Raw genomic sequence first — 23,489 nt, 5'->3', positions numbered from 1 at the left:
TTGCTTCACAGGGACTTGATTACAGCCCTCTTTAGCGGCGTAGAAATCATTTTCTCAACTGCTCAATGTGTATGGTCAGGAACATAAGTTCGTCTTGTGTTAAGATATAGTCATGATGTAATGCAATGTATTTACTGACTTTTTCTGCGCATTGGTGTGAGGTGACATACTTTTTTCTTACCAGTTGTGGCAGGGACGCGTTGTCATTATTGACAACATTACGATCAAAAATACGCTGAGCAAAGAATTTAAGGTGAGTGATGAAACGCTGATAGCTTAATGCATCCTCATTGTATTCCAGCGTAAAATGATACTGCACCAGACTGAGAATATCCTGGATAAAACGGGTTATTTTCATGGTGTTCTGCATATTGTCATTTAACTGAGCGTTAACAAGATGCAGAGCGATATATCCGGCTTCATCGTCAGGAAGCAATACGCCAGTATGACGATTAATAATCTGAATGGATGCTTTACCGATGGCGTATTCGGAAGAGTACAGCTTTTTTATTTCCCACTGTAATGTATTGGGGATGATGATATTTTCAGCAAAGCGTTGTAAAGCATAATTAAGGTGATCGGCAAGAGAAATTATTACGCTGGCATGCAGCTTAGTTTTCAGCCGATTTTTAGCCAGCTCGATAATTTCTTCCGCTGCACTAATACAACTCGCCGGAACTTGTTCAAGTAAGAATTTAAAATGATCGCTATAGGGCGTGTTGAGTGAGAAGACTTTTTCGATCAGGTCTGGATTAATCGATTCGCCCTTTTTTTTTTGAAAGCCGATGCCTTTACCCATCACCACTGTTTCCTGTTTGTTCTCCCCAAGCGTAATCACAACGTTATTATTCAATATGCGATCTATTTGCATTTTATTTATATTCATGAGGGTAGGCCTTATTCCATTAAGGGAAATTAAATATTTGGCGGGAACGTTATGGCAGGTTGAGAGGAGCTGTCAATTCCAACGTATGCTATGTCGAAACGGACACCCCTCTTTTTAGCTAAATTGCAATGGCAATCACAATATGGTGTAAGACTTGTGTTAAAGGGAGCATCGAATACGCTCCCTTTAATTATGAAAGATGGGGGTGAATAAGATCGGCTGGTACGCCCGGCAATTCCCGTCACGGCAAGGATGAAGGGGATGACATTTATCATACCAGGCACGCCGCCAGATAACGGCATCACCAGGCCGGTCTTCCCGTCATGCCGTTTTTGCTGAGGCGTGAAAAGAGGTAAGCGGAAAAGGGGAAAACGCTCTTTTTTAACGCTACTGATCCGCGTCAGGAAAGTAGGAGGAGAGATACCTCTCCCCCCACTCATCAACAGCTTATTTCATCATACGTTTGTACTTGATACGCTTCGGCTCCAGCGCGTCGGCGCCCAGCGTGCGTTTTTTGTACTCTTCGTATTCGGTGAAGTTGCCTTCAAAGAACGCGATCTTGCCTTCATCCTGGTAATCCAGAATATGGGTGGCAATACGGTCAAGGAACCAGCGGTCATGCGAGATCACCATGGCGCAGCCTGGGAACTCCAGCAGGGCATTTTCCAGTGCGCGCAAGGTTTCGATGTCCAGATCATTGGTCGGTTCATCAAGCAGCAACATATTGCCGCCAACCTGCAGCAGTTTAGCGAGGTGCAAGCGACCACGCTCACCGCCGGAAAGTTCGCCTACACGTTTACCCTGATCGACGCCCTTAAAGTTAAAGCGACCCACGTAGGCGCGACTTGGCATCTCGGTGTTGCCGATACGCATGATGTCCTGGCCGCCGGACACTTCTTCCCAGACAGTTTTCGAATTATCCATGCTGTCGCGGAACTGATCGACGGAGGCCAGTTTAACGGTATCTCCCAGCACAATGCTGCCGGAGTCAGGCTGCTCCTGGCCCGACATCATGCGGAACAGGGTGGATTTACCCGCGCCGTTAGGCCCGATGATGCCAACGATGGCACCTTTCGGTACTGAGAACGATAAATCGTCAATCAGCACACGATCACCGTAGGACTTACGCAGCTGGCTGACTTCCAGCACTTTATCACCCAGGCGTGCGCCAGGCGGAATAAACAGCTCGTTGGTTTCGTTACGTTTCTGATAGTCGGTATTGTTCAGCTCTTCAAAACGTGCCAGACGGGCTTTGCCCTTGGACTGACGGCCTTTGGTGCCCTGACGTACCCACTCCAGCTCTTTCTCAATGGATTTACGACGTGCGGCTTCAGAAGAGGCTTCCTGTGCCAGACGTGCATCTTTCTGCTCCAGCCAGGATGAGTAGTTACCTTCCCACGGAATACCTTCGCCGCGATCCAGCTCCAGGATCCAGCCCGCGACGTTATCAAGGAAGTAACGGTCATGGGTGATGGCTACCACGGTGCCTTCGAAATCGTGCAGGAAGCGTTCCAGCCACGCCACGGATTCTGCGTCCAGGTGGTTGGTCGGTTCGTCCAGCAGCAGCATGTCTGGTTTTTCCAGCAGCAGGCGACATAGCGCCACGCGGCGGCGTTCCCCCCCTGACAGGTTGGCAATCTTCGCATCCCAGTCTGGCAGGCGCAGTGCGTCGGCAGCGCGCTCCAGCTGAGTATTAAGGTTATGACCATCGTGCGCCTGGATAATCTCTTCCAGACGGCCTTGCTCAGCGGCCAGCTTATCGAAGTCTGCGTCCTCTTCTGCATAAAGCGCATACACTTCGTCCAGACGTTTTAACGCGCCAACGACTTCTGCCAGCGCTTCTTCTACCGATTCACGAACGGTATGCTCCAGGTTGAGCTGAGGTTCCTGCGGCAGATAACCAATTTTGATGCCTGGCTGTGGGCGCGCTTCCCCTTCAATATCTTTATCGATGCCGGCCATGATGCGCAGCAGCGTGGATTTCCCGGCGCCGTTCAGGCCGAGTACGCCGATTTTCGCGCCAGGGAAAAAGCTAAGGGAGATGTTCTTCAGAATATGTCGCTTCGGCGGAACAACTTTGCCGACGCGGTGCATGCTATAGACGAATTGAGCCACGTTGTATTGAGCCTCTGGGTCTGTTTGTCGTTTGGATGATGTCGAAGTTTAGCCTTTTTCACCGTCTAATCACAGCCGGGGGGCGGGGATTCTTCCGTTGCGTGCCGCAGTTCAGGATAACTGTTTGATTTACGCACAAACTCAAGTCTATGCTGCATTTTTGCCTGATAAGCGGAGGAAGTTAGATGAGAGTGCTGATCGCAGCGGATGAAAATGCCTGGGGTGGATTGATTGCGTCGATTCGCCAGACTATGCCGGATGTCGAATTTGTCGCCTCGGCAGGCCATGCGGCTGAAAGCCTGGCGGGTTTTGACGCGTTGATTCCCGACATGTGCAAAGTGGATGCTCGCCTGTTAGCGACCGCCGATCGCCTGAAACTGATCCAGCAAGCCGGAACTGGCCTGGAGAGCGTGGATACCGCCGCGGCAAAACAGCAGGGCATTATGGTGGCGAACGTGCCTTCTCATACTTCCGGCAATGCAGATTCAGTGGCTGAACTTGGTATCTGGATGATGATTGGCCTCGCGCGTCGTCATCAGGAAATCGCGCAATGTCTGGCGCAGCAGCGTCTCGGCCAACCGGTCGGTATCGGTTTGATGGGCAAAACGGTTGGGCTGGTAGGATTAGGCGGCATCGGCAAAGCGCTGGCGAAACGACTGGCTCCCTTTGGGATGCGCATGATCGGTGTGAAGCGTGAAGCCGATACGGCATTTGCTGAAAAGCACGGACTGGATTGGGTCGGCGATATGACTCAGCTACCGCAGCTACTGGAACGCGCTGACTTTGTGGTACTCAGCCTGCCGGATAATGCGCAAACCCATAACATCATTAATGCGAACGCGCTGAATCAAATGAAGCACGGTAGCTTTTTGATTAACCTTGGTCGTGGCGGTTTGATCGACAAGCCGGCTTTTATCGCCGCGTTAGAAAATAAAACACTGGCCGGGGCCGGGCTTGATGTGTTCTGGCAAGAACCGCCTGCGCCAAATGATGTCGTATTTAGCTACAACGTTATCGCTACACCACATATTGGCGGCGTGACCGATATTTCCCTGGCCGGAAATGTGGCGGGCGTCTGTGATAACTTACGCCGCCTGCGGGATGGTGAAGCGATTGAAAACCGCTGGGCTTAATCGTTTATGGCAGGCGCAGCGGAATGTTTTGTTGCGTCAGCCAGTTTTTCAGCGCCTGATCCGGCGCGCTATCACTCACCAGCAGATCAAAACGCCGCAGTTCGCCAATGCGGGCGGGCAGCACTTTGCCATATTTGCTGCTGTCTGCCACCAGCACTCGCTGACATGCACGCAACATCGCGTGGTGTTTCATGGCTAATTCGTTGATGTTGTAGCAGGTTGCGCCTTGATCTTTATCGACGCCGGCCGCCGAGATAAACGCCAGGGTCGGACAGAGATCGTCAAGGATGGAATGCGCGCCAATGGGTGTGAACAGGGCATTATCGGCATGAAATTCTCCACCGCTTAAGATCACATTGCAGGCTGGTTTTTCTTTCAATGCCAGAAAGGTATTCATCGCGCAGCATATGGCCGTGAAGGGCAAAGTGTCAGGAATGGCATCAGCGATATAGGGCAGCGTGGTGCCGCAATCAAAAAATACCGTATCATTTTCACTAATCAAACTGGCGGCCGCCTGCGCCAGGCGCTGCTTTCTGGCGGCATTTTGCCCGTGCTGATCTGAGATGAAATAGTGCCCGGCGTGGCTTTTCGGATCGCTGACAATATAACCACCCAATAGCACTACCGTGGAGGCTGGCTCCGTCAAATCGCGGCGGATGGTCATCTCGGAGACGCCCAGCAGTTGTGCTGCGTCTTTCAGGTGCAGTTTGTCGGTGCGCTTAAGCGCCTGAGCCAGCTTATAAATGCGTTCGTCGCGCCGGGTTTCCATGGTCATCTCTGTGTGTTTAATATCCTGAAGTGGAAGGCGCCTGGCCGGAGACGATGGCGATGCCGGAACTTGTGCCAATGCGCGTTGCGCCCGCGTCAATCATCGCCTGCGCCGTTTGACGATCGCGCACTGCACCGGAAGCTTTCACCGCGACCTTGTCACCCACGCTGGCTTTCATCAACTGTACGTCTTCAATGCGCGCACCGCCATGGCTAAAACCGGTTGAAGTTTTCACAAAAGCGACCTGCAAATCACGACAAATCTCACAAATTTTAATGATTTGCGTCTGATCAAGCAGGCAGGTTTCCAATATTACCTTTAATGGGATCGCCCCGCAAACTTCGCGCACCGCAGCAATCTCCGCTGCCACCGCCGCCATATTGTCACTCTTCAGCCAGCCCACATTAATCACCATGTCGATCTCCTGCGCACCCGCAGCAATGGCGGCCTGGGTTTCAAAGACTTTCACCGTGGTTAGGGTTGCTCCCAGCGGGAAACCAATGACTGAACAGACTTTCACTTCACTGTCGGCCAGACATTGCGCTGCCAGTGGCACATAACCGGCATTCACGCACACCGCATAAAAATGATGCTGTCTGGCTTCGGCACAGAGACGACAAATTTGCGCTTCGGTAGCGTCAGCGGCGAGCAGAGTATGGTCGATATAGTCGGCGTAGCTCAGAGCAGGCAGGGTCATGACAATCTCCAGTTTGATGTTGTTTTGTTAAAATAATAACACTGAGCTATCGCGTCAATCTTCATTTTACCGTTTTAATAACCATTCCAGGATGTGGTTTTTGTCACAAAATTAACTTATGTGAATTGTTATTGTTACTTTTATAACATTTAAAGATTGAAAACTACCCGGGAGAAAATGATGGAGATAGCCGTTATTGGGTCGAATATGGTGGATCTCATCACCTATACCAACCACCTACCGAAGGCGGGAGAAACCCTGGAAGCGCCTGATTTTGCCATCGGCTGCGGCGGAAAAGGGGCTAATCAGGCCGTTGCGGCGGCGAAGTTGGGCGGTAAGGTCATGATGATCAGCAAAGTCGGTGACGATCTGTTTGCTCCTAACACGGTGGCGAACCTGCAACAGCAAGGTGTGGATACGCGCTATGTCACTACCGCGCCTGGCACTTCAAGTGGCGTCGCGCCAATTTTTGTCGATGAGCAGTCGCAGAACCGTATCCTGATCGTTAAGGGGGCCAATCAGCAGTTAAAACCCGCCGATATTGATGCCGCGGCTGATGCGCTGAAAGCGTGTCAGCTTATGATCCTGCAACTCGAAATTCCGCCTGAAACGGTCTATTACGCGATCGACTTCGCCCGTCAGCATGACATTAAGGTCATCCTGAATCCTGCGCCCGCCGTCGCGAATCTGGATATTCAGTACGCCTGCAAGTGTGACTTTTTTATGCCGAATGAAACCGAACTCGAAATTTTGACGGGTATGCCGGTCAGCAGCGATGAAGAGGTAAAACTTGCCGGGCAGTCGTTGCTTAAGCGTGGGCTGAAAAACCTGATCATCACTCTCGGCAGCCGGGGATCGCTATGGATGAGCAATGATGATCTGCATCAGGTCGCACCCGTAACGGTCAGGGCGGTGGATACCAGTGGGGCCGGTGATGCGTTTATCGGCTGCTTTGCTTACATGCTGGTAAAAACCGGCAATATCCTGGAAGCGATGCAGCAGGCGTCAGCGTATGCCGCCTGCAGTGTGACGGAGCGCGGTACTCAGCGCTCCTATCCCGACGCGGAAACCTTCCAGCGTTTTCTTAACGTTCACTGAGGTCGAGTCATGCAACAGAACATTGTTCAGCAACCTGATGGCTATTTGAATAAAACACCGCTGTTCCAGTTCATTTTGCTCTCTTGTCTGTTCCCTTTGTGGGGCTGTGCCGCGAGCCTGAACGACATCTTAATCACCCAGTTCAAAAGCGTTTTTGCCCTGAGCGATTTCGCCAGCGCCCTGGTGCAAAGTGCTTTTTATGGCGGCTATTTTCTGATTGCCATCCCGGCTTCGCTGGTGATCCGTAAAGCCAGTTATAAGCTGGCCATTCTGATGGGTCTGGCGCTCTATATTGTCGGTTGCGTACTGTTTTATCCGGCGTCGCATATGGCGACTTACACCATGTTCCTCGCGGCAATTTTTGCCATTGCCATTGGCCTGAGCTTCCTTGAAACCGCAGCGAATACCTATAGCTCAATGATTGGTCACCGCGATCGCGCCACCTTGCGGCTGAACATCAGCCAGACGTTTTATCCGATCGGGGCGTTAATGGGCATCGTGCTGGGGAAATATCTGGTGTTTCAGGATGGGGAAAGCCTGGCAAACCAGATGGCAGGCATGTCGGTCGATCAGGCTCATGCGTTTCGTCTGAGTATGCTGGAGCACACGCTGGAACCGTATAAATATCTGGTAATGGTGTTAGTGGTGGTCATGCTGCTGTTTATGTTTACCCGCTATCCACGTTGCAAGCCGGAAAGCAGCAAAGAATCACAGCCATCGCTGGGTGAAACCTTTCGCTATCTGGCCCATAACCGCCATTTTAAACGTGGCATTATGGCGCAGTTCCTCTATGTCGGCATGCAGGTGGCGGTGTGGTCATTCACCATCCGTCTGGCGCTGACGCTGGGCGCAACCAATGAGCGTCACGCTTCCAACTTTATGATCTACAGCTTTATCTGTTTCTTTATCGGTAAATTTGTCGCTAACTTCCTGATGACGCGCTTCCGGGCAGAAAAAGTGCTGATCGCTTATTCGGTGCTGGGCGTTTTGACGCTGGCCTATGTCATGCTGGTGCCCAACTTTACCGCCGTTTATGCCGCTGTCTTCGTCAGCGTATTGTTTGGACCCTGCTGGGCGACTATCTATGCGGGCACGCTCGCCACCGTGGACAATAAATACACTGAAGTGGCGGGGGCATTTATCGTTATGGCTATCGTCGGTGCGGCTTTCGTGCCCGCGCTGCAAGGCTTTGCTTCCGACCATCTGGGATCGATGCAACTGGCTTTTGGCGTATCGCTGTTGTGCTTTGCCTGGGTCGGTTTTTACTTCTGGGGCGAACTGCGCCATAAAAATCAGGCCATCGCGTCCGGGCGCCTGGTGGAGGAGCTGCAATGAAAACCCGTCTACCGTTACGTCGCGATCAGTTTTATGACACCCCCAGTACGCTGCTGCAAAGTGATGACTTTAAGGTTGAGCTATTCCGTTACCCGGCGGGCATTGAGGCCGTGCGTATAAACACGCGGCGCGGCAGTGTAATTGTGCTGCCCTTTTATGGGCAGATGATTTGGGATGCAAACTTTGACGGACATTCGCTAACCATGGGGCACAGTTTTAAACAGCCACTTGCGGGTTCTTCAATCATTGATACTTATGGCTGTTTTGCTTTTCACTCGGGCCTGCTGGCAAACGGCTGTCCTGCGCCTGATGACGACCATCCGCTGCATGGCGAAATGGCGTGTGCACGCATGGACAAGGCCTGGATTGTCCTGGAAGAGGGCAGGGTATCGCTGGAAGGCGAAACGGAATATGTGAAAGGGTTCGGCCATCACTATCTGGCGATGCCAGCGGTGCGTTTGTCCGCTAATGAACCACGGTTGCATATTGAGATGACGGTAAAAAACCTGGCGGGTGCGCCAATGCCTTTGCAGTATATGTGTCATCTCAACAGTGCATGGATAGAGCAGGGATATTTCCGGCAGTCCATTCCTGAAGATGCATTTGCATTACGCACTTCTGTTCCTGCTCATGTCCAGCCAACGCCGTCGTGGCGCGCCTATACCGCACAGTTGGCGCAGGATCCGCAATCCTTCAGACAGCTGGATAAGCCGGAAATGTGCGATCCTGAGATCGTCTTCTTCGCTGACGATCTGGCCCGCTATGGCGATGAAGTACAGTTTGAGCTGCACTCGCCGCAGGGTTACGCCTTAATGACGCGCTTTTCCACCTCGCAGTTTCCTCACGCAACGCGTTGGATGCTACACAATCACGATCAGCAGGTTGCCGCCTATATCCTGCCAGCCACTTGTCGGCCGGAAGGCTTTCGTGCCGCACAGCGCGCCGGTACGTTGATTGCGCTGGCACCCGGCCAGCAGCGACATTTTTCGGTTGAAACTGGCTTGCTGTAAGACTTATCAGGCAGCTGAAAAGCTGCCTTAAATCGCGACCAGTCCGCGCACGCCGTCCGTTTCCATGCTGTCACCACGGCCGCGCTGAACAATTTCACCACGCGACATTACCAGATAACTGTCTGCCAGCTCGGCCGCAAAATCGTAAAACTGCTCCACCAGCAGGATCGCCATATCACCACGCTGTGCCAGCTGGCGGATCACTGCCCCGATCTCTTTGATCACGGAAGGCTGGATCCCTTCGGTGGGTTCGTCGAGAATTAAGAGCTGCGGACGACAGGCCAGCGCCCGTCCGATCGCCAGCTGCTGCTGCTGTCCGCCAGAAAGATCGCCGCCGCGCCGCGATTTCATTTCAAGCAGCACTGGAAATAGCTGATAGATCTCATCCGGCACCTGTTTCGCCTGTGAAGCGGAGAAGCGCGACAGGCCCATCAGCAAATTCTCTTCTACCGTCAGGCGCGGAAAAATTTCACGTCCCTGCGGCACATAAGCGATGCCGGACTGCACGCGCTGGTGCGGTTTGCGCGCATTGATCACGTTTTGCTGCCAGCGAATTTCACCCGATTTGGCTGGGATCATCCCCATCAAACATTTCAGTAATGTGGTTTTACCGACGCCATTACGGCCTAACAAACAGGTGATTTCACCGATTTTTACCTCAAACGACAGGCCACGCAAAATATGGCTGCCACCGTAATATTGATTCAGTTCAGTAACTTGTAACATGTTAACGCCCCAGATAAACGTCGATAACCTGCTCGTTGGCCTGTACTTCGCGCAACGATCCTTCAGCCAGGACCTGACCCTGATGCAATACCGTGACGTGATCGGCGATGGTTTCGACAAAGCCCATGTCATGCTCCACCACCATCAGCGAGTGTTTGCCCGCCAGGCTGCGAAACAGTTCGGCGGTATAGTCGGTTTCGGCATCGGTCATGCCCGCCGCCGGTTCGTCCAGCAACAGTAGATGCGGCTCCTGCACCAGCAACATGCCGATTTCCAGAAATTGTTTTTGCCCGTGCGACAGTAAACCGGCTCTGCGCTGACGTTCGCCGCCTAAGCGCAGCAGTTTCAGCACATCATCGATGCGATCCTGCTGCTCACTATTCAGTCTGGCGCGCAGGCTGGCCCAGACGGACTTATCAGTTTTCAGGGCGATTTCCAGGTTTTCAAACACCGTTAGCGCCTCAAAAACGGTAGGTTTTTGAAATTTTCGGCCAATCCCTGCGCGGGCAATATCGACGGGCGAAAGTTGGGTGAGATCGCTGTCCTGGTCGTAAATCACCCGACCATTATCAGGCCGCGTTTTGCCGGTGATCACATCCATCAGTGTGGTTTTACCAGCGCCGTTGGGGCCGATCACGCAGCGCAATTCACCGATGCCGATCTGTAACGAAAGATCGGTCAGGGCACGAAAACCATCAAATGAAACGTTAATTTTCTCCAGCAACAAAACCGGATCGGTTTGCGCGCGGTGACGATCAGAGGGATGTGGCTGGGTAAACAAGGATTCAGTCATCTTTCCTCCGGCGTAGCAGGCCAATCACGCCACGCGGCAGAAACAGCGTGACCAGGATAAACATCAGACCCAGGAAGAACAGCCAGTATTCCGGGAAGGCAACGGTAAAAAAGCTTTTTGCGCCGTTAACGATAGCAGCGCCAAGCAGTGGGCCGATCAGCGTGCCACGCCCGCCGAGCGCTACCCAAATAGCGGCTTCAATGGAGTTAGTAGGCGACATTTCGCTGGGGTTAATGATGCCAACCTGCGGCACATAAAGCGCGCCCGCCAGACCACACAGCACGGCTGACAACGTCCAGACAAACAGCTTGAAACCTTTTGGATCATAGCCGCAAAACATTAAGCGGTTTTCAGCATCACGTACCGCTGTTAATACGCGACCAAATTTGCTGCGTGCCAGTGCAAATCCTGCGGCCAGGCTCAGCAGCAGCAGCAGAACGGTGGCGACAAACAGCCCGATGCGCGTGCTGGTAGCCGTGACGCTGAAGCCGAGCAGGGTGGTGAAGCCGGTAAAGCCATTGTTGCCACCAAAACCGGTTTCGTTACGGAAAAACAGCAGCATCCCGGCATAAGTCAGCGCCTGCGTCATGATCGAGAAATAAACGCCTTTGATTTTAGATCGGAAGGCGAAGAAGCCGAACACCAGCGCGAGTACGCCCGGCATCAGTACAATCAGGCACAAGGCCCAGGCAAAATGTTGCGTTCCTGCCCAAAACCAAGGCATCTCGTTCCACGACAAAAAGGTCATAAATGCGGGTAAGTCATTGCCCGATGCCTGGCGCATCAGGTACATACCCATTGCATAGCCACCTAACGCGAAAAACAGACCGTGACCCAGCGACAGTAAACCTGCGTAGCCCCAAACCAGATCGAGCGCAACAGCAACCACGGCGTAACAGAGAATTTTGCCTACCAGCGTCAGTGTATAAGTGGAGATCGCCAGCGGATGCGTGGCGGGCAACAGCGCCAGAAACGGCATCACCAGCAGCGCAAGCGCGACTAAGGTGCCGATACTGAGCGTCAGGCGTGGCGCCTTACGCGCCACGGTTAAAGTCATGGGCTGCGTCATCAGTCAGTCACCCTTCCTTTCACCGCAAACAGACCTTGCGGACGTTTCTGAATAAACAGCACGATAATCACCAGGATCAGGATTTTGCCGAGCACTGCTCCGATTTGTGGCTCCAGCACTTTATTAAGAATGCCGAGACTAAAGGCCGCCACTACGGTTCCCGCCAGTTGCCCAACACCGCCCAACACCACCACCAGGAAGGAGTCGATGATATAACCCTGACCTAATTCCGGCCCGACGTTCCCCAGCTGCGACAGCGCCACGCCCCCTAAACCGGCAATACCGGAACCGAGGCCAAATGCCAGCATATCCACGCGTCCGGTTGGCACGCCACAGCAGTCGGCCATGGCGCGGTTTTGCGTCACTGCCCGCACGTTCATGCCGAGACGGGTGCGGTTCAGCAGTAGCCAGGTCAGCGCCAGCACGCCCGTTACAAACAGGATCACCGCGATGCGATTCCACGGCAGGACCAGATTGGGCAATACCTGTAAGCCGCCCGACAGCCAGTTTGGGTTAGCCACTTCAAGGTTTTGCGCGCCGAACAGCATACGCACCAGTTGGATCAGCATCAGGCTGATGCCCCAGGTCGCCAGCAGGGTTTCCAGCGGACGGCCATATAAATGACGAATGATGGTGCGCTCCAGCGCCATGCCAATACAGGCGGTGAGCAGAAACGCGACCGGCAATGCCAGCAGCGGATACCACGCCAGATACTGCGGCGCGAACTGCTGAAACAGATTCTGCACAAACCAGGTCGCATAGGCGCCGAGCATCAGCATTTCGCCGTGGGCCATGTTAATCACGCCAAGCAAGCCGTAGGTAATAGCCAGACCCAGAGCGGCTAACAGCAAGATGGAACCGAGTGACAGGCCGCTAAATGCCTGACCGAGCAGATCGCCCCACATCAGGCGCTGTTTGATTTGTTGCAGGCTCGCGGTCGCTGCTTCACGCACCGTCGCGTCGGGTTCGTTGCTGGCCTGCGTTAAGCGTTGCAGGCTGGCCTGCGTATTCGGATCGCTTGATTCGCCCAGCAATTTGACGGCTTTCAGGCGCACCAGGGGCTGAGGATCGGCGAGTTGCAGGTTGGCCGCCGCCATCGCCAGCGCAGCGTGCACATGGCTATCCTGCTCAGCGGCAAGGCGTTTTTCGATCAACGGTAGCTGATCGGCAACGCCATCGTTTTGCAGTTGCCGGGCAGCGCGCAGGCGTAAGCTGGCATCCTCGCTAACCAGTTGGTGAGCGGCGAGCGCGCCAGCCACTAAGACGCGCAGCCGGTTGTTCATGAAAACTTTTTTCACGTTGCCGGCTGGCTGTGGGCTGGCATCAAGCGGCAGCAGTTTGTCACCCACCCGGCTGAACGGCTGTTTGTTTTGGTCGATGACCACGCTTTCCGCTTTCAGCGCTTGCAGCAGTGGCAAACGACTAACATCTGGCGTGGCGGCCCATTGTTGTAATAAGGCGGCCTGCTGCGTGCGGCTGGCCGCAGCGAAGTCCGCCGCCGGTCCGGCGTTGGCAAACAGCGGTAGCAGAAGCAGCAGGCTGAACAGGCAGAGGCGAAGATTCATGATAGTGGGCCTCGTGAGCGTTGAGATTGAGCAGATGTCCCGCAACCTGCCTTCTCCCGCAGAGAAGAAAGGGCAGGTTGCGGGCAAAATCGGCGCTTACTGCACGGTTTTTACCGGATGATCAGGTTTCTTATCGTTTCCGGCGATATACGGACTCCACGGCTGAGCGCGAACCGGCTTTTCGGTTTGCCACACCACGTTGAACTGACCGTTTTCCTGGACTTCGCCAATCATCACCGGCTTATGCAGATGGTGATTGGTCTGGTCCATGGTCAGGGTAAAGCCATCCGGTGCCTTAAAGGTTTGGCCAGCCATTGCTGCACGCACCTTATCCACATCGGTCGTGCCTGCTTTTTCTACCGCCTGCGCCCACATATGAATGCCAACATAGGTGGCTTCCATCGGATCGTTAGTGACCACGGTATTGGCATTCGGCAGGTTATGCGCCTTAGCGTAGGCACGGTAATCCGCCACGAATTTGGCGTTGGTTGGGTTATCAACTGACTCAAAGTAGTTCCACGCGGCTAACTGGCCGACCAGCGGCCTGGTATCGATACCCCGTAATTCCTCTTCGCCCACTGAGAAGGCGACAACCGGAATGTCGGTCGCTTTGACACCCTGGTTCGCCAGCTCTTTGTAGAATGGCACGTTGGAATCCCCGTTGATGGTCGATACCACGGCAGTTTTACCGCCTGCGGCAAACTTTTTAATATTGGAAACAATGGTCTGATAATCGCTGTAACCAAACGGTGTATAGACTTCTTCAATATCTTTATCCTGAACGCCCTTCGAATGCAGGAAGGCGCGCAGGATCTTATTGGTGGTGCGCGGATAGACGTAATCCGTCCCCAGCAGGAAGAAGCGTTTAGCGCTGCCTCCGTCTTCGCTCATCAGATATTCCACCGCAGGAATCGCCTGTTGGTTTGGCGCTGCGCCGGTATAGAACACATTGGGTGACATCTCTTCACCTTCGTACTGCACCGGATAAAACAGCAGGCCGTTCAACTCGTCAAATACGGGCAGCACCGATTTACGCGACACCGACGTCCAGCAGCCAAATACCACGGCGGCTTTATCTTGCGTCAGTAACTGGCGCGCTTTCTCGGCGAACAGCGGCCAGTTAGAAGCGGGATCGACGACCACCGGTTCCAGTTTTTTGCCCAGCACGCCACCTTTGGCGTTAATTTCATCAATGGTCATCAACGCGACATCTTTCAGCGGTGTTTCTGAAATCGCCATGGTCCCGGAAAGGGAGTGCATGATCCCGACTTTAATGGTGTCGGCGGCCTGAGCGCCCCAGGAAAGGCCCATGCTGACAACCGTAGCGGAGAGTGCGAAAGCCTTAAGCAACGAACGTCTTTTCATCGTTTTTAAACCCCTAAGTGTGTTTTAAGTTATTCAATGAGTTGAAGCCGGGCCTGCTGTAACATGTGTAAAGTAATTTTCCTGACTTCCGCCTTACTCACGGCGATATGGTCGGTCAGGATGCGCTGCGCCTCCTCGGTCTGTTGCTGAAAGATCGCCTGTAAAATCTGGCCGTGTTCCCGGTAGGTCGCATCGACACGATCGTCGCGGGTAAAGTCGAGGCGACGAATAATGCGGATTTTTTCGGTTAATTCAGTGTGGATGCGCGCCATCTCACGGTTACCCGCTGATGCCACCAGCGTTATATGAAACGCTTCATCGTGCTGCGAAACGGTTTTTCCGTCCTCAAGCCGTTCCGCCTGCAGCCAAAACTGCTGAAGTTCTGCCAGCAATGTGCTGCACTGTGCCGACGACATAACGCACAGACGCTTCACTGCTTCACACTCCAGCACGGTGCGCAGATCGTAAAGTTCTTCGAAATATTCAAAATCGAAGTTTTTCACCTGCCAGCCACTGCGGAACCACACTTCGACGTAACCCTCTCGCTCCAGCCAGAAAAGGGCCTGACGCACCGGCGTGCGGCTGACTTCCATCCGCTCGGCAATTTCACTCTCGCTGAAGCGATCGCCGGGCATCAGGCGAAACTCGAAAATGTCATTTTTCAGGGCCTGATAGACGCGTTCTGCCAGCGCTTCCGGGCGACCTTTACTGCGTTGCGATAAGGTTGGCATCAAGGTTCCTTATTCCAGCCATAACAGCGTATCGCCAGGGCTGACCGGGCGACCGGCCTGGCAAGCGATGCGTTTCACCCGACCGGCCTGCGGCGCGACAATGGCCAGCTCCATCTTCATCGCTTCCACGATGACCAGCGTCTGTCCGGCTTCGATTTCGTCGCCCGGCTGCACCAGCACTTTCCAGATGTTACCGTTCATATCCGCCTGGACCGCGCGGGCGCTGTCATCGTGTTCAGGCGTTGCCAGCGTCTCTTCGTGGACGAGGGAAGCGTTCTGCTCTTCCTGCGCCCACAGCGTTACTTCCTGCTCAAAAGCAGCAGTCTGGCGTTGACGAAAATCCGCGATAGAGGCGGCGTTATCCGCAAGGAATTGCTGGTGTCCGGCAAAGTCAAACTGGGTCTCTTCAATGCGGATGCTGGCACGGCCTTCGCGGAAGTCATCGCGTAACTGATCCAGCTCTTTTTCACTGACCGGATAGAAGCGCACCTGATCAAAAAAGTGCAGTAGCCACGGCTCGCTGGCAGCGAACTGATCGTTTTTGAGGAATTTGTTCCAGATTGGCAAAGTACGCCCGACCAGCTGATAACCGCCGGGCGAATCCATGCCGTAGATGCACATATACATGCCGCCAATGCCCACTGTACCTTCAGCGGTAAAGGTGCGAGCCGGGCTGTATTTAGAGCTCAGCAGACGATGGCGTGGATCGACCGGTACCGCGCAAGGCGCGCCGAGATAGACATCGCCTAACCCGAGGATCAGATAACTGGCATCGAAAATTGTGTCGCGCACCGCTTCACGGCTGGCTAAGCCGTTAATACGCTGAATAAAGTCAACGTTATTTGGCAGCCACGGCGCGCTGGCGCACACCGTTTCCTGATAGCGTTCAACTGCGCCCAGCGTGGCGCTGTCTTCAAATGCCATTGGCATCCAGACAATACGCGACGGCACTTTCAGCTGGCTGACATCGCCCAGGGTGGCTTCCAGCTCCAGCAGTAATGTGATGAGCTGCGACTGGCCTAGCACGCGACTGTCATAACGTACCTGTAATGAGCGTACGCCAGGCGACAGTTCTTCCACACCCGGCATCGCGCGTTCACGTAGCGCATTCATCAGCAGGTGCACGCGCAGACGCAGCGCCAGATCCAGCACATTATCGCCGTATTCGATCAGCACATATTTATCGCCCGCCTGGCGATACACGGCTTTTGGCGTACATTCGGTGGCGTTGATGGCCGCCAGAATGGTGGCAGAACCAAATTCATTTTCCGCCAGCGATGGCACACTGAACTGCGGCGCGAGCTCCGGGCGCAGCGTATCAACCACGTGTGTCTGTGCTTTTTCCAGCGCCACGGCTTCATCAGCGCTGATGGGATGGAAACGAATTTTGTCGCCCGGTTTTACCTGGCCCACTTTCCACAGCTCAGCTTTGGCAATGGTTACCGGACAGACGAAGCCGCCGAGGCTGGGGCCGTCATGGGTGAGGATCACCGGGAAATCGCCGGTAAAGTTCACGGCGCCAATGGCATATTCGCAGTCATGAACGTTAGACGGATGCAACCCGGCTTCGCCGCCGTTGGCGCGGGTCCAGGTGGGTTTTGGTCCTACCAGACGTACGCCAAGACGATTGGAGTTGTAATGTACCTGCCACTCGCTGGCAAAGAATTCATCAATCGCTGCCTGGGTAAAGAAATCGGGCGCGCCATGGGGGCCGTACAGCACGCCGATGCGCCATTCCGTACCGTAATGCGGCACCAGCGCGGTATCCAGGGCCTGCGGTTCGCTAACCGGCGCAGGCGTCGTGCAGGCGGCCAGCTGTGGCTGCGAAATGGCCAGCATGTCAGCCACACGCAAGGTTCGGCCAGCGTGCCCGCCGAACTGACCGAGCGAGAAGGTTGAACGGCTGCCAAGATATGTTGGCACGTCAAAACCATTACGCACCGCCAGATAACTGCGGCAACCACTGCGCGCGCGTCCCAGCGCCAGGGTTTGTCCGGCTTTAATCTTCAGCGGCTGCCAGTAATGAACCGGCTCACCCTCCAGCGTGGCGGCACAATCTGCACCGGTCAGAGCAATCGTGGCATCACTATGGAAACGCAGCGTTGGGCCTTGCAACGTGAATTCCAGCCCGGCAGCGGCCTGGTCGTTGCCGACAATGCGGTTCGCCAGGCGGAAAGCGAAATCGTCCATCGGGCCGGAGGGGGGAACGCCGATGTCCCAGTAACCGAGCCGCCCTGGGAAATCCTGGATTGAGCTGAAGGTGCCGGGTTGGAGCACCTCAATCACCGGGGCAGAAGGGGTAAAGCTGTCAAGGTAGCGTGTCCAGACATTGCCGCTACGGAACGCCTCGGTAGCAACAATCTGGCGTAAGTAGTCGAGGTTGGTGGCGATGCCGTGCAGTTGCGTGGCGCTGAGTGCGCTCTGCAATTTTTCCAGCGCGGCGTCGCGCGTGTCGGCATGGACGATAAGCTTAGCCACCATCGGATCGTAAAAGCTGGAGACTTCGGTGCCGGTATCGATCCAGCCGTCAATGCGCACGCCGTCCGGGAAGCTGACATGGGTTAACACGCCGGGGCTGGGCTGGAAATTTTTCAACGGATCTTCGGCATACAGACGCACTTCAATCGAGGCGCCTTGCGGTGGCTGTTGCAGACGCGGCCAGTCAATCGCTTCGCCCGCTGCCACTTTTAACATGCATTCAACTAAATCAAGGCCGGTAACGCACTCGGTAACCGGATGTTCTACCTGGAGACGGGTATTCACTTCGAGGAAGTAAAACGCGTCCTGTTCAGCATCGTAGATATATTCCACCGTTCCGGCACTGCGGTAATTCACCCGTTCACCAAGACGAACCGCAGAAGCCAGCAATGCATCGCGCGTCGCCTGCGGCAGATTCGGTGCTGGCGTCTCTTCTACCACTTTTTGATTGCGACGTTGCAGCGAACAATCACGCTCGCCCAGCGCAACCACCTTGCCGTTACCATCACCGAAAATTTGCACCTCAACGTGACGCGCGCGATCAATACAGCGCTCAAGAAATACGCCGGCATCGCTAAAAAACTGTTCACCCAGACGGCGCACGCTTTCCCACGCCTTGTCCAGCGCTTCGGCATCAGCGCAGCGCGTCAGGCCGATGCCGCCACCGCCCGCCGTGCTTTTCAGCATCACCGGATACCCAATCTGTTCAGCTGCGCTGAGGGTCTCCTCACGCGTTGCCAGTAAAGGCGTGCCGGGCGTCATGGGAACACCGGCACTGGCAGCCAGTTCACGTGCGCGGTGCTTCAGCCCAAACTCGCCAATCTGCTGGGCGGTCGGGCCGACAAAAGCGATACCGGCTTTTTCGCAGGCAGCGGCGAACGGCAAACTTTCGGACAGGAAACCGTAGCCGGGCCAAATCGCCTCTGCCCCGGTTTCTTGCGCTGCTGCGAGGATTTTGTCGATACGCAAATAACTGTCGCTGGCTTTGTCGCCGCCCAGCGCGATCGCGACATCGGCATCTTTCACATGCTGCGCGTTGCGGTCAGCATCGGAATACACCGCCACGCTTTTCACGCCAAGACGTTTTAAAGTGCGGATGGCGCGGCAGGCAATTTCGCCACGGTTAGCAATCAACACGGTACTGAACATGGTTTAGTTACTCCCCTGCATAGCGAGCCAGTTACGCCAGCCGCCAAATTCGGTGATTTCCAGCGCGGTCTCCAGCGCGGAACCTTCACAAATAAAACCTTTCACCACCCGGCCATCTGCCAGCGTCAGGCTGCCAATGCCTAGCGGCGGTGGGATTTCGGCAACAAACTCACCAAAGCGCGCCAGCGGAATATACCATAGCTCAACGGTGATGGCAGAACCGTGTTCGGCACGCATCAGGCCTGGCTTTTTGATGGGGCCGTCCAGCAGGGCAAACAGGCGATAGCGGCTGGCCGTTTGCGTTTCTTCGACTAAAACCGCCTGACGAGTGGTGAGCTGGAAGTTAAGTGGCATGCCGGTCAGATGTGCGCCGACCACGGCGATGCGGACATGGTCGTGTGAAACCGGTAACGGGCGATGTTGCGCGGGCTGCACTCTACCGGTCGCTCCTAACGGCAGCGCCATCTGCTGTTGCCAGCGCAGGCCAAAGCTTGCCAGCGCGCGATCGTGCCAGGCAGGAGCGATCAGCGTGATGCCGGCCGGTAAATAGTCATTACGGAAAGGGCCAGGTAGCGCCAATGCGGCAAGATCGGCCAGATCAGTGAAATTGGTGTAAAACCCGAAATGCGAGTTGTAATGCACCGGCTCTTGCTTCATCTCTTCCAGCGTGTGGATCGTTGGCGAAGTCGGTACTACCAGCGCATCAAATTGTGCCAGCGTGTGTTGAATCTGACGCGTCAGCGTCGCGCGCAAATATTCCGCCTGATACGCTTCGACCGCGCTGTATTTCAGACCGCTGGATACGATGCCGTATACGGTCGGGTCCATCTCTTCCGGGTGGTTGATCATCTCACCCACCGCCACGGTGCGTTCTGCCACCCAGGGACCGTAATAAAGCTGTTCCGCTAATTGCTGGAACGGCGCGAAATCAATCGGGTGCAATTTGGCACCGCATGCCAGCAATGCTTCCAGCGCCTGATCCCATGCAGCTTCAGCGGCGGCATCATCAAAAAATTCAGGATTAGCCGGGATGGCGAAATCGGGACGCGCTTTCATACTGGCAGGCGCGGTATGGGGATTAACACGTGAATAGGCATCGTCGGTGTCGTAACCGCCCGCCGTGCAGGCAACGGTAAACGCATCTTCAACCGTTAAAGCGAACACGGAAATGGTGTCATTGAGGCGGCAGGCTGGCACCACGCCGCTGGCCGAGAACCAGCCTTTGGTCGGCTTCAGGCCCACCATATTGTTGAATCCAGCCGGTACGCGGCCAGAGCCGGCAGTATCAGTGCCGAGCGAGAAAGCGACTAAGCCACGCGCCAGTACTGAAGCGGAACCGGAACTGGACCCGCCGCTGACATAATCGGGATCGAACGTGTTGCGCACTGCGCCATACGGTGAACGAGTGCCGACCAGCCCGGTTGCATACTGATCAAGGTTAGTTTTGCCTATCACGATAGCGCCTGCGGCTTTAAGTTGAGCAACCACGAACGCGTCTTTTTCGGCAGTGAAGGAGAAGGCAGGGCAAGCGGCGGTAGTCGGCCAGCCTGCGACATCAATATTGTCTTTCACCGCAAACGGTACGCCAAACAGCGGCAGCGCGGCAGGGTTGCGTTGATAGCTGTCCAGCAGCGGCTCAATCTGCGCCCTGATTTGCGCCGGGGTGGCCAGATAGATCCAGGCGTTGTCTTGTGCGTCGATCGCAGCAAGGTGCGCGTCCAGCAGGGCGTAAATCTGTAGCGGTTCCTGTTGGTAGCGCTGCTGCCACTCGTTAAGGGTTAAGCCAAATGTCGAAGCCATGCGATGAATTCCAACTGGTATACAAGATGGAATTTAACAGAGCAAAGCCTGTGCCAGATTTTTAACGCTATGATTAGGAAAATAAAACTTATCGGCCATAAGATTTTGCGATGATAAAATGCACAAATGCAGCGCAGGGTTTGCGCAATTGCGGTGCGTTTTAGTCAGTTGCGTAAATTTTGTGAAGAACATGGCAAGAGCGCAATCGCCTGGTTAGCATGAAGAAAATCTGGCACGTAGCCGGAGCCCGGAAACAGAGGAGATTTACGTGGAGAAGTGGCGTAACTGGATGATAGGGATCTGTCTGGTCAGCACGGCCAGCAGTGCATGGGCTGATTCACTGGACCAACAACGGCAACGTTATCAGCAAATTAAGCAGGCCTGGGATAGCAATCAAATGGCCACCGTAGATCAACTGCTGCCAACGCTACAAGATTATCCGCTGTATCCTTATCTGGAATATCGCCTGCTGGCACAGGATCTCGATCAGGAAACCAGCCTGGCCGTGAGGAATTTTATTCAAAAATATCCCACCTTACCGCCAGCGCGGTCGTTAAAGACCCGTTTTGTGAATGTGTTAGCACATCGCCAGGAGTGGCAAGGACTGCTCAACTTTAGTCCTACCGAACCGAAACCGGTGCAGGCGCGCTGTAACTGGTATTACGCCAAATGGTCCACCGGCCAGCAGCAAGCGGCGTTTGATGGCGCAAAACAAATTTGGCTACGAGGCTCAGCGTTGCCGAATGATTGTGACAAGCTTTTTTCGGTGTGGCAGGCTTCCGGTCAAATGTCGCCTATCACCATTCTTGAACGTATCCGTCTGGCGATGAAGGCGGGCAATGATGGTCTGGTAAATTATCTGGCGAAGGCACTACCAGCAGATTATCAAACCATGGCAGATGCCGTAATGGCCTTGCAAAAGGATCCCTTAAGCGTCACGAATTTTGCCAGCGCAGTGGGGCCAACCGATTTTACCCGTCAGGCAACGATCTATGCCTTTACCCGCGTAGCACGTCAGGATATGGAAAACGCGCGCAGTATGATCCCGATTTTGGTACGTGCCCAAAAGATGGGAGCAACCGATGAGCAGGCGCTGAAAGAGATTGTGGTGTGGCGCATGATGGGCAGCGATCTGACTGCAGAACAGGTGCGCTGGCGTGATGCTGTCGTCATGAACAGCGAATCGACGGCGCTGGTGGAGCGCCGTATCCGACTGGCCCTGACCGAAAACAATCGCCGTAGCCTGAATACCTGGATTGCGCGGCTGCCCGTTGAAGCCAAGGAAAAAGATGAATGGCAATACTGGCAAGCGGATTTGTTGTTCACACAGGGACGCAACGAAGAAGCAGAAGAGATCCTGCGCAAGCTGATAAAACAGCGCGGCTTCTATCCCATGGTTGCCGCGCAGCGTCTGGGCGTGCCGTACCCGTTAAAAGTGGATGAAGCGCCAGCGCCGGACAGTGCAACTTTACAGGGAGCGGAACTGGCACGGGTGCGCGAGCTGATGTACTGGGGGCTGGATAACCTGGCCCGCAGCGAGTGGGCAAACCTGGTGGCGAGCAGAACGCATGTTCAGCAGCAGATGCTGGCGCGGTACGCTAATGAGCAGAATTGGTGGGATCTCAGCGTACAGGCCACCATCACCGCAAAAATGTGGGATAGCCTGAAGGAGCGTTTTCCGCTAGCCTGGCAGAGCGCGTATAAGCAGTACACCCATGATAAGGGTATTCCGCAGAGCTATGCGATGGCCATTTCGCGTCAGGAAAGCGCGTGGAATCCGAAAGCGCGTTCACCGGTGGGCGCCAGCGGGCTGATGCAGATTATGCCAGGTACAGCGACGCATACCGTGAAGATGTATAACATTCCCGGCTATGTGAATAGCAGCCAGCTGCTTGACCCACAGACTAATATTCAGATTGGTACGCAATACCTGGAATACGTCTTTCAGCAGTTTGATCAGAACCGTATTTTCGCGTCAGCCGCCTATAACGCAGGCCCTGGCCGCGTGCGCCGCTGGCAGAATACCAGCGCGGGTAATCTGAATGCGGTGGCCTTTATTGAAACCATTCCGTTCTCGGAAACGCGTAGCTATGTGAAAAACGTGTTGGCTTACGACGCGTATTATCGTCACTTTATGGGCCAGCCGGATAATATCCTGTCAGATGGCGAGTGGAAACGCCGTTACTAGCTGTGCTAAGCTTCCGTACTCTTTAGTGAGTACGGAAGCCCGTTCATGACCCAACCCTCTGGCACCTCATCAAGCACGACTATTTCTGATGTTAACTGGCTGCGCTTTGTCGATTTAATGCAGCAAGCTTTCGCCAATGGTCACGCATTGCCGTTGATGCAACTCATGATGACACCAGATGAACGCGAAGCATTGGGTACAAGATTGCGTATTATCGAAGAGTTAATGATGGGCGAAATGAGCCAGCGTGAGCTGAAGAACGAGCTTGGCGTGGGCATTGCCACCATTACGCGTGGATCAAACAGCCTGAAAGAGGCGCCACCAGAGCTGAAGCGTTGGCTGGAAGCGCATCTGGGACACCGCTAATTATTGCTGATACAGCGGATGAGTAAACGGGCACAGTGCTAAAATCAATGCCTGATGATAAACACTCGAACGACTCAGCAGGCCATGGGTAAAATGTACTAGCTCAGACCTGATCTGACAGTTACCGGTTATTTATACAGGTGTCTGTCAGATTAAATCTGGTTCAGATTCTTTTCTGCCCAGACCCGTTTTCCATCAAGTAACGTGGCCATTGGC

The 23,489-nt window shown here is 54.4% G+C and carries 19 protein-coding genes and 1 pseudogene; 7 read left to right on the top strand and 13 right to left on the bottom strand.

Going from position 1 to position 23,489, the window contains the following annotated elements; all coding sequences use genetic code 11:
* Nucleotides 1-46 precede the first annotated feature (46 nt).
* On the bottom strand, nucleotides 47-871 hold the full coding sequence (gene licT / locus QRY16_RS18125) for a BglG family transcription antiterminator LicT (protein WP_289777599.1): 825 nt from the start codon (nucleotides 869-871) through the stop codon (nucleotides 47-49).
* 462 nt (nucleotides 872-1,333) lie between these two features.
* The gene (gene ettA / locus QRY16_RS18120) at nucleotides 1,334-3,001 is read right to left on the bottom strand and encodes an energy-dependent translational throttle protein EttA (protein ID WP_289777592.1); all 1,668 of its coding nucleotides are present in this window, start codon (nucleotides 2,999-3,001) and stop codon (nucleotides 1,334-1,336) included.
* Between the two features lie 185 nt (nucleotides 3,002-3,186).
* Between ettA and QRY16_RS18115 the strand changes: the two genes are divergently transcribed.
* Nucleotides 3,187-4,134: a 2-hydroxyacid dehydrogenase gene (locus QRY16_RS18115; RefSeq protein WP_289777591.1), complete on the top strand. Its 948-nt coding sequence runs from the start codon at nucleotides 3,187-3,189 to the stop codon at nucleotides 4,132-4,134.
* A gap of 4 nt (nucleotides 4,135-4,138) precedes the next feature.
* On the opposite strand, the gene deoR is transcribed toward QRY16_RS18115, so the two are convergent.
* Both deoR and deoC read right to left on the bottom strand, forming a co-directional pair.
* The gene (gene deoR / locus QRY16_RS18110) at nucleotides 4,139-4,903 is read right to left on the bottom strand and encodes a DNA-binding transcriptional repressor DeoR (protein WP_289777590.1); all 765 of its coding nucleotides are present in this window, start codon (nucleotides 4,901-4,903) and stop codon (nucleotides 4,139-4,141) included.
* A 16-nt stretch (nucleotides 4,904-4,919) separates the two neighbouring features.
* Nucleotides 4,920-5,600, bottom strand: coding sequence for a deoxyribose-phosphate aldolase (deoC, locus tag QRY16_RS18105; RefSeq protein WP_289777589.1), 681 nt, complete (start codon nucleotides 5,598-5,600; stop codon nucleotides 4,920-4,922).
* Between the two features lie 180 nt (nucleotides 5,601-5,780).
* Between deoC and rbsK the strand changes: the two genes are divergently transcribed.
* Genes rbsK through QRY16_RS18090 form a run of 3 tightly spaced genes read left to right on the top strand, consistent with a single transcriptional unit; the run spans nucleotide 5,781 to nucleotide 9,043 of the window.
* Nucleotides 5,781-6,698 (top strand): ribokinase, encoded by a 918-nt coding sequence (gene rbsK / locus QRY16_RS18100; RefSeq protein WP_289777598.1) that lies wholly within the window; start codon nucleotides 5,781-5,783, stop codon nucleotides 6,696-6,698.
* Between the two features lie 9 nt (nucleotides 6,699-6,707).
* The gene (fucP, locus tag QRY16_RS18095; RefSeq protein ID WP_289777588.1) at nucleotides 6,708-8,033 is read left to right on the top strand and encodes an L-fucose:H+ symporter permease; all 1,326 of its coding nucleotides are present in this window, start codon (nucleotides 6,708-6,710) and stop codon (nucleotides 8,031-8,033) included.
* Nucleotides 8,030-9,043, top strand: a complete 1,014-nt coding sequence (locus QRY16_RS18090; protein ID WP_289777587.1) for an aldose 1-epimerase family protein — start codon at nucleotides 8,030-8,032, stop codon at nucleotides 9,041-9,043. The genes fucP and QRY16_RS18090 overlap by 4 nt, the downstream gene beginning before the upstream one ends.
* 27 nt (nucleotides 9,044-9,070) lie before the next feature.
* Here the strand turns inward: QRY16_RS18090 and urtE are convergent, their stop codons facing one another.
* The 4 genes from urtE to urtB are packed head-to-tail and all read right to left on the bottom strand — an operon-like array spanning nucleotide 9,071 to nucleotide 13,196.
* Entirely contained in the window at nucleotides 9,071-9,769 is a 699-nt protein-coding gene (gene urtE, locus QRY16_RS18085; protein ID WP_193403875.1) for an urea ABC transporter ATP-binding subunit UrtE, read from the bottom strand.
* A 1-nt stretch (nucleotide 9,770) separates the two neighbouring features.
* A complete protein-coding gene (gene urtD / locus QRY16_RS18080) occupies nucleotides 9,771-10,562 on the bottom strand; it encodes an urea ABC transporter ATP-binding protein UrtD (protein ID WP_289777586.1) in 792 nt (263 codons plus the stop codon).
* On the bottom strand, nucleotides 10,555-11,631 hold the full coding sequence (gene urtC / locus QRY16_RS18075; protein ID WP_289777585.1) for an urea ABC transporter permease subunit UrtC: 1,077 nt from the start codon (nucleotides 11,629-11,631) through the stop codon (nucleotides 10,555-10,557). The genes urtD and urtC overlap by 8 nt, the downstream gene beginning before the upstream one ends.
* Nucleotides 11,631-13,196 (bottom strand): urea ABC transporter permease subunit UrtB, encoded by a 1,566-nt coding sequence (gene urtB / locus QRY16_RS18070; RefSeq protein ID WP_289777584.1) that lies wholly within the window; start codon nucleotides 13,194-13,196, stop codon nucleotides 11,631-11,633. The genes urtC and urtB overlap by 1 nt, the downstream gene beginning before the upstream one ends.
* On the opposite strand from urtB, the gene QRY16_RS18065 reads away from it, so the two are divergent.
* On the top strand, nucleotides 13,195-13,317 hold the full coding sequence (locus tag QRY16_RS18065; RefSeq protein WP_289777583.1) for a hypothetical protein: 123 nt from the start codon (nucleotides 13,195-13,197) through the stop codon (nucleotides 13,315-13,317). The two genes, urtB and QRY16_RS18065, sit on opposite strands and share 2 nt — an antisense overlap.
* On the opposite strand, the gene urtA is transcribed toward QRY16_RS18065, so the two are convergent.
* From urtA to atzF, 4 genes are read right to left on the bottom strand one after another with little or no spacing between them, the layout of a single operon-like run.
* Nucleotides 13,293-14,561, bottom strand: coding sequence for an urea ABC transporter substrate-binding protein (urtA, locus tag QRY16_RS18060; protein ID WP_289777582.1), 1,269 nt, complete (start codon nucleotides 14,559-14,561; stop codon nucleotides 13,293-13,295). The two genes, QRY16_RS18065 and urtA, sit on opposite strands and share 25 nt — an antisense overlap.
* A gap of 29 nt (nucleotides 14,562-14,590) precedes the next feature.
* Nucleotides 14,591-15,292, bottom strand: a complete 702-nt coding sequence (locus QRY16_RS18055) for a GntR family transcriptional regulator (protein ID WP_289777581.1) — start codon at nucleotides 15,290-15,292, stop codon at nucleotides 14,591-14,593.
* A 9-nt stretch (nucleotides 15,293-15,301) separates the two neighbouring features.
* Nucleotides 15,302-18,919 (bottom strand): urea carboxylase, encoded by a 3,618-nt coding sequence (gene uca / locus QRY16_RS18050; RefSeq protein ID WP_289777580.1) that lies wholly within the window; start codon nucleotides 18,917-18,919, stop codon nucleotides 15,302-15,304.
* A gap of 3 nt (nucleotides 18,920-18,922) precedes the next feature.
* Nucleotides 18,923-20,719, bottom strand: a complete 1,797-nt coding sequence (atzF, locus tag QRY16_RS18045; RefSeq protein ID WP_289777579.1) for an allophanate hydrolase — start codon at nucleotides 20,717-20,719, stop codon at nucleotides 18,923-18,925.
* A gap of 268 nt (nucleotides 20,720-20,987) precedes the next feature.
* Here atzF and sltY point away from each other — a divergent pair, with 268 nt between their 5' ends.
* Both sltY and trpR read left to right on the top strand, forming a co-directional pair.
* Nucleotides 20,988-22,907: a murein transglycosylase gene (gene sltY / locus QRY16_RS18040; protein WP_289777578.1), complete on the top strand. Its 1,920-nt coding sequence runs from the start codon at nucleotides 20,988-20,990 to the stop codon at nucleotides 22,905-22,907.
* 45 nt (nucleotides 22,908-22,952) lie between these two features.
* Nucleotides 22,953-23,273 carry a trp operon repressor gene (gene trpR, locus QRY16_RS18035; RefSeq protein ID WP_289777577.1) on the top strand — a complete coding sequence of 107 codons (321 nt, stop codon included), beginning with the start codon at nucleotides 22,953-22,955 and terminating at the stop codon, nucleotides 23,271-23,273.
* Here the strand turns inward: trpR and yjjX are convergent.
* Nucleotides 23,274-23,366 (bottom strand): annotated as a pseudogene (gene yjjX, locus QRY16_RS18030) (inosine/xanthosine triphosphatase); the annotation flags it as partial.
* Between the last annotated feature and the right edge of the window lie 123 nt (nucleotides 23,367-23,489).

The organism is Mixta mediterraneensis, from assembly GCF_030283135.1.
Taxonomy (GTDB): domain Bacteria; phylum Pseudomonadota; class Gammaproteobacteria; order Enterobacterales; family Enterobacteriaceae; genus Pantoea; species Pantoea mediterraneensis.
Note: the sequence above shows the minus strand (reverse complement) of the source record. Positions and strands in the feature narration are given on the sequence as shown.

What these genes read in the sequence shown, in the direction of transcription:
- licT (WP_289777599.1), bottom strand. Translation starts at nt 871, where the DNA reads ATGCAAATAGATCGCATATTGAATAATAACGTTGTGATTACGCTTGGG.
- rbsK (WP_289777598.1), top strand. Translation starts at nt 5,781, where the DNA reads ATGGAGATAGCCGTTATTGGGTCGAATATGGTGGATCTCATCACCTAT.
- QRY16_RS18090 (WP_289777587.1), top strand. Translation starts at nt 8,030, where the DNA reads ATGAAAACCCGTCTACCGTTACGTCGCGATCAGTTTTATGACACCCCC.
- deoR (WP_289777590.1), bottom strand. Translation starts at nt 4,903, where the DNA reads ATGGAAACCCGGCGCGACGAACGCATTTATAAGCTGGCTCAGGCGCTT.
- urtD (WP_289777586.1), bottom strand. Translation starts at nt 10,562, where the DNA reads ATGACTGAATCCTTGTTTACCCAGCCACATCCCTCTGATCGTCACCGC.
- urtA (WP_289777582.1), bottom strand. Translation starts at nt 14,561, where the DNA reads ATGAAAAGACGTTCGTTGCTTAAGGCTTTCGCACTCTCCGCTACGGTT.
- QRY16_RS18055 (WP_289777581.1), bottom strand. Translation starts at nt 15,292, where the DNA reads ATGCCAACCTTATCGCAACGCAGTAAAGGTCGCCCGGAAGCGCTGGCA.
- QRY16_RS18065 (WP_289777583.1), top strand. Translation starts at nt 13,195, where the DNA reads ATGATAGTGGGCCTCGTGAGCGTTGAGATTGAGCAGATGTCCCGCAAC.
- fucP (WP_289777588.1), top strand. Translation starts at nt 6,708, where the DNA reads ATGCAACAGAACATTGTTCAGCAACCTGATGGCTATTTGAATAAAACA.
- urtE (WP_193403875.1), bottom strand. Translation starts at nt 9,769, where the DNA reads ATGTTACAAGTTACTGAACTGAATCAATATTACGGTGGCAGCCATATT.
- urtB (WP_289777584.1), bottom strand. Translation starts at nt 13,196, where the DNA reads ATGAATCTTCGCCTCTGCCTGTTCAGCCTGCTGCTTCTGCTACCGCTG.
- deoC (WP_289777589.1), bottom strand. Translation starts at nt 5,600, where the DNA reads ATGACCCTGCCTGCTCTGAGCTACGCCGACTATATCGACCATACTCTG.
- QRY16_RS18115 (WP_289777591.1), top strand. Translation starts at nt 3,187, where the DNA reads ATGAGAGTGCTGATCGCAGCGGATGAAAATGCCTGGGGTGGATTGATT.
- atzF (WP_289777579.1), bottom strand. Translation starts at nt 20,719, where the DNA reads ATGGCTTCGACATTTGGCTTAACCCTTAACGAGTGGCAGCAGCGCTAC.
- uca (WP_289777580.1), bottom strand. Translation starts at nt 18,919, where the DNA reads ATGTTCAGTACCGTGTTGATTGCTAACCGTGGCGAAATTGCCTGCCGC.
- urtC (WP_289777585.1), bottom strand. Translation starts at nt 11,631, where the DNA reads ATGACGCAGCCCATGACTTTAACCGTGGCGCGTAAGGCGCCACGCCTG.
- trpR (WP_289777577.1), top strand. Translation starts at nt 22,953, where the DNA reads ATGACCCAACCCTCTGGCACCTCATCAAGCACGACTATTTCTGATGTT.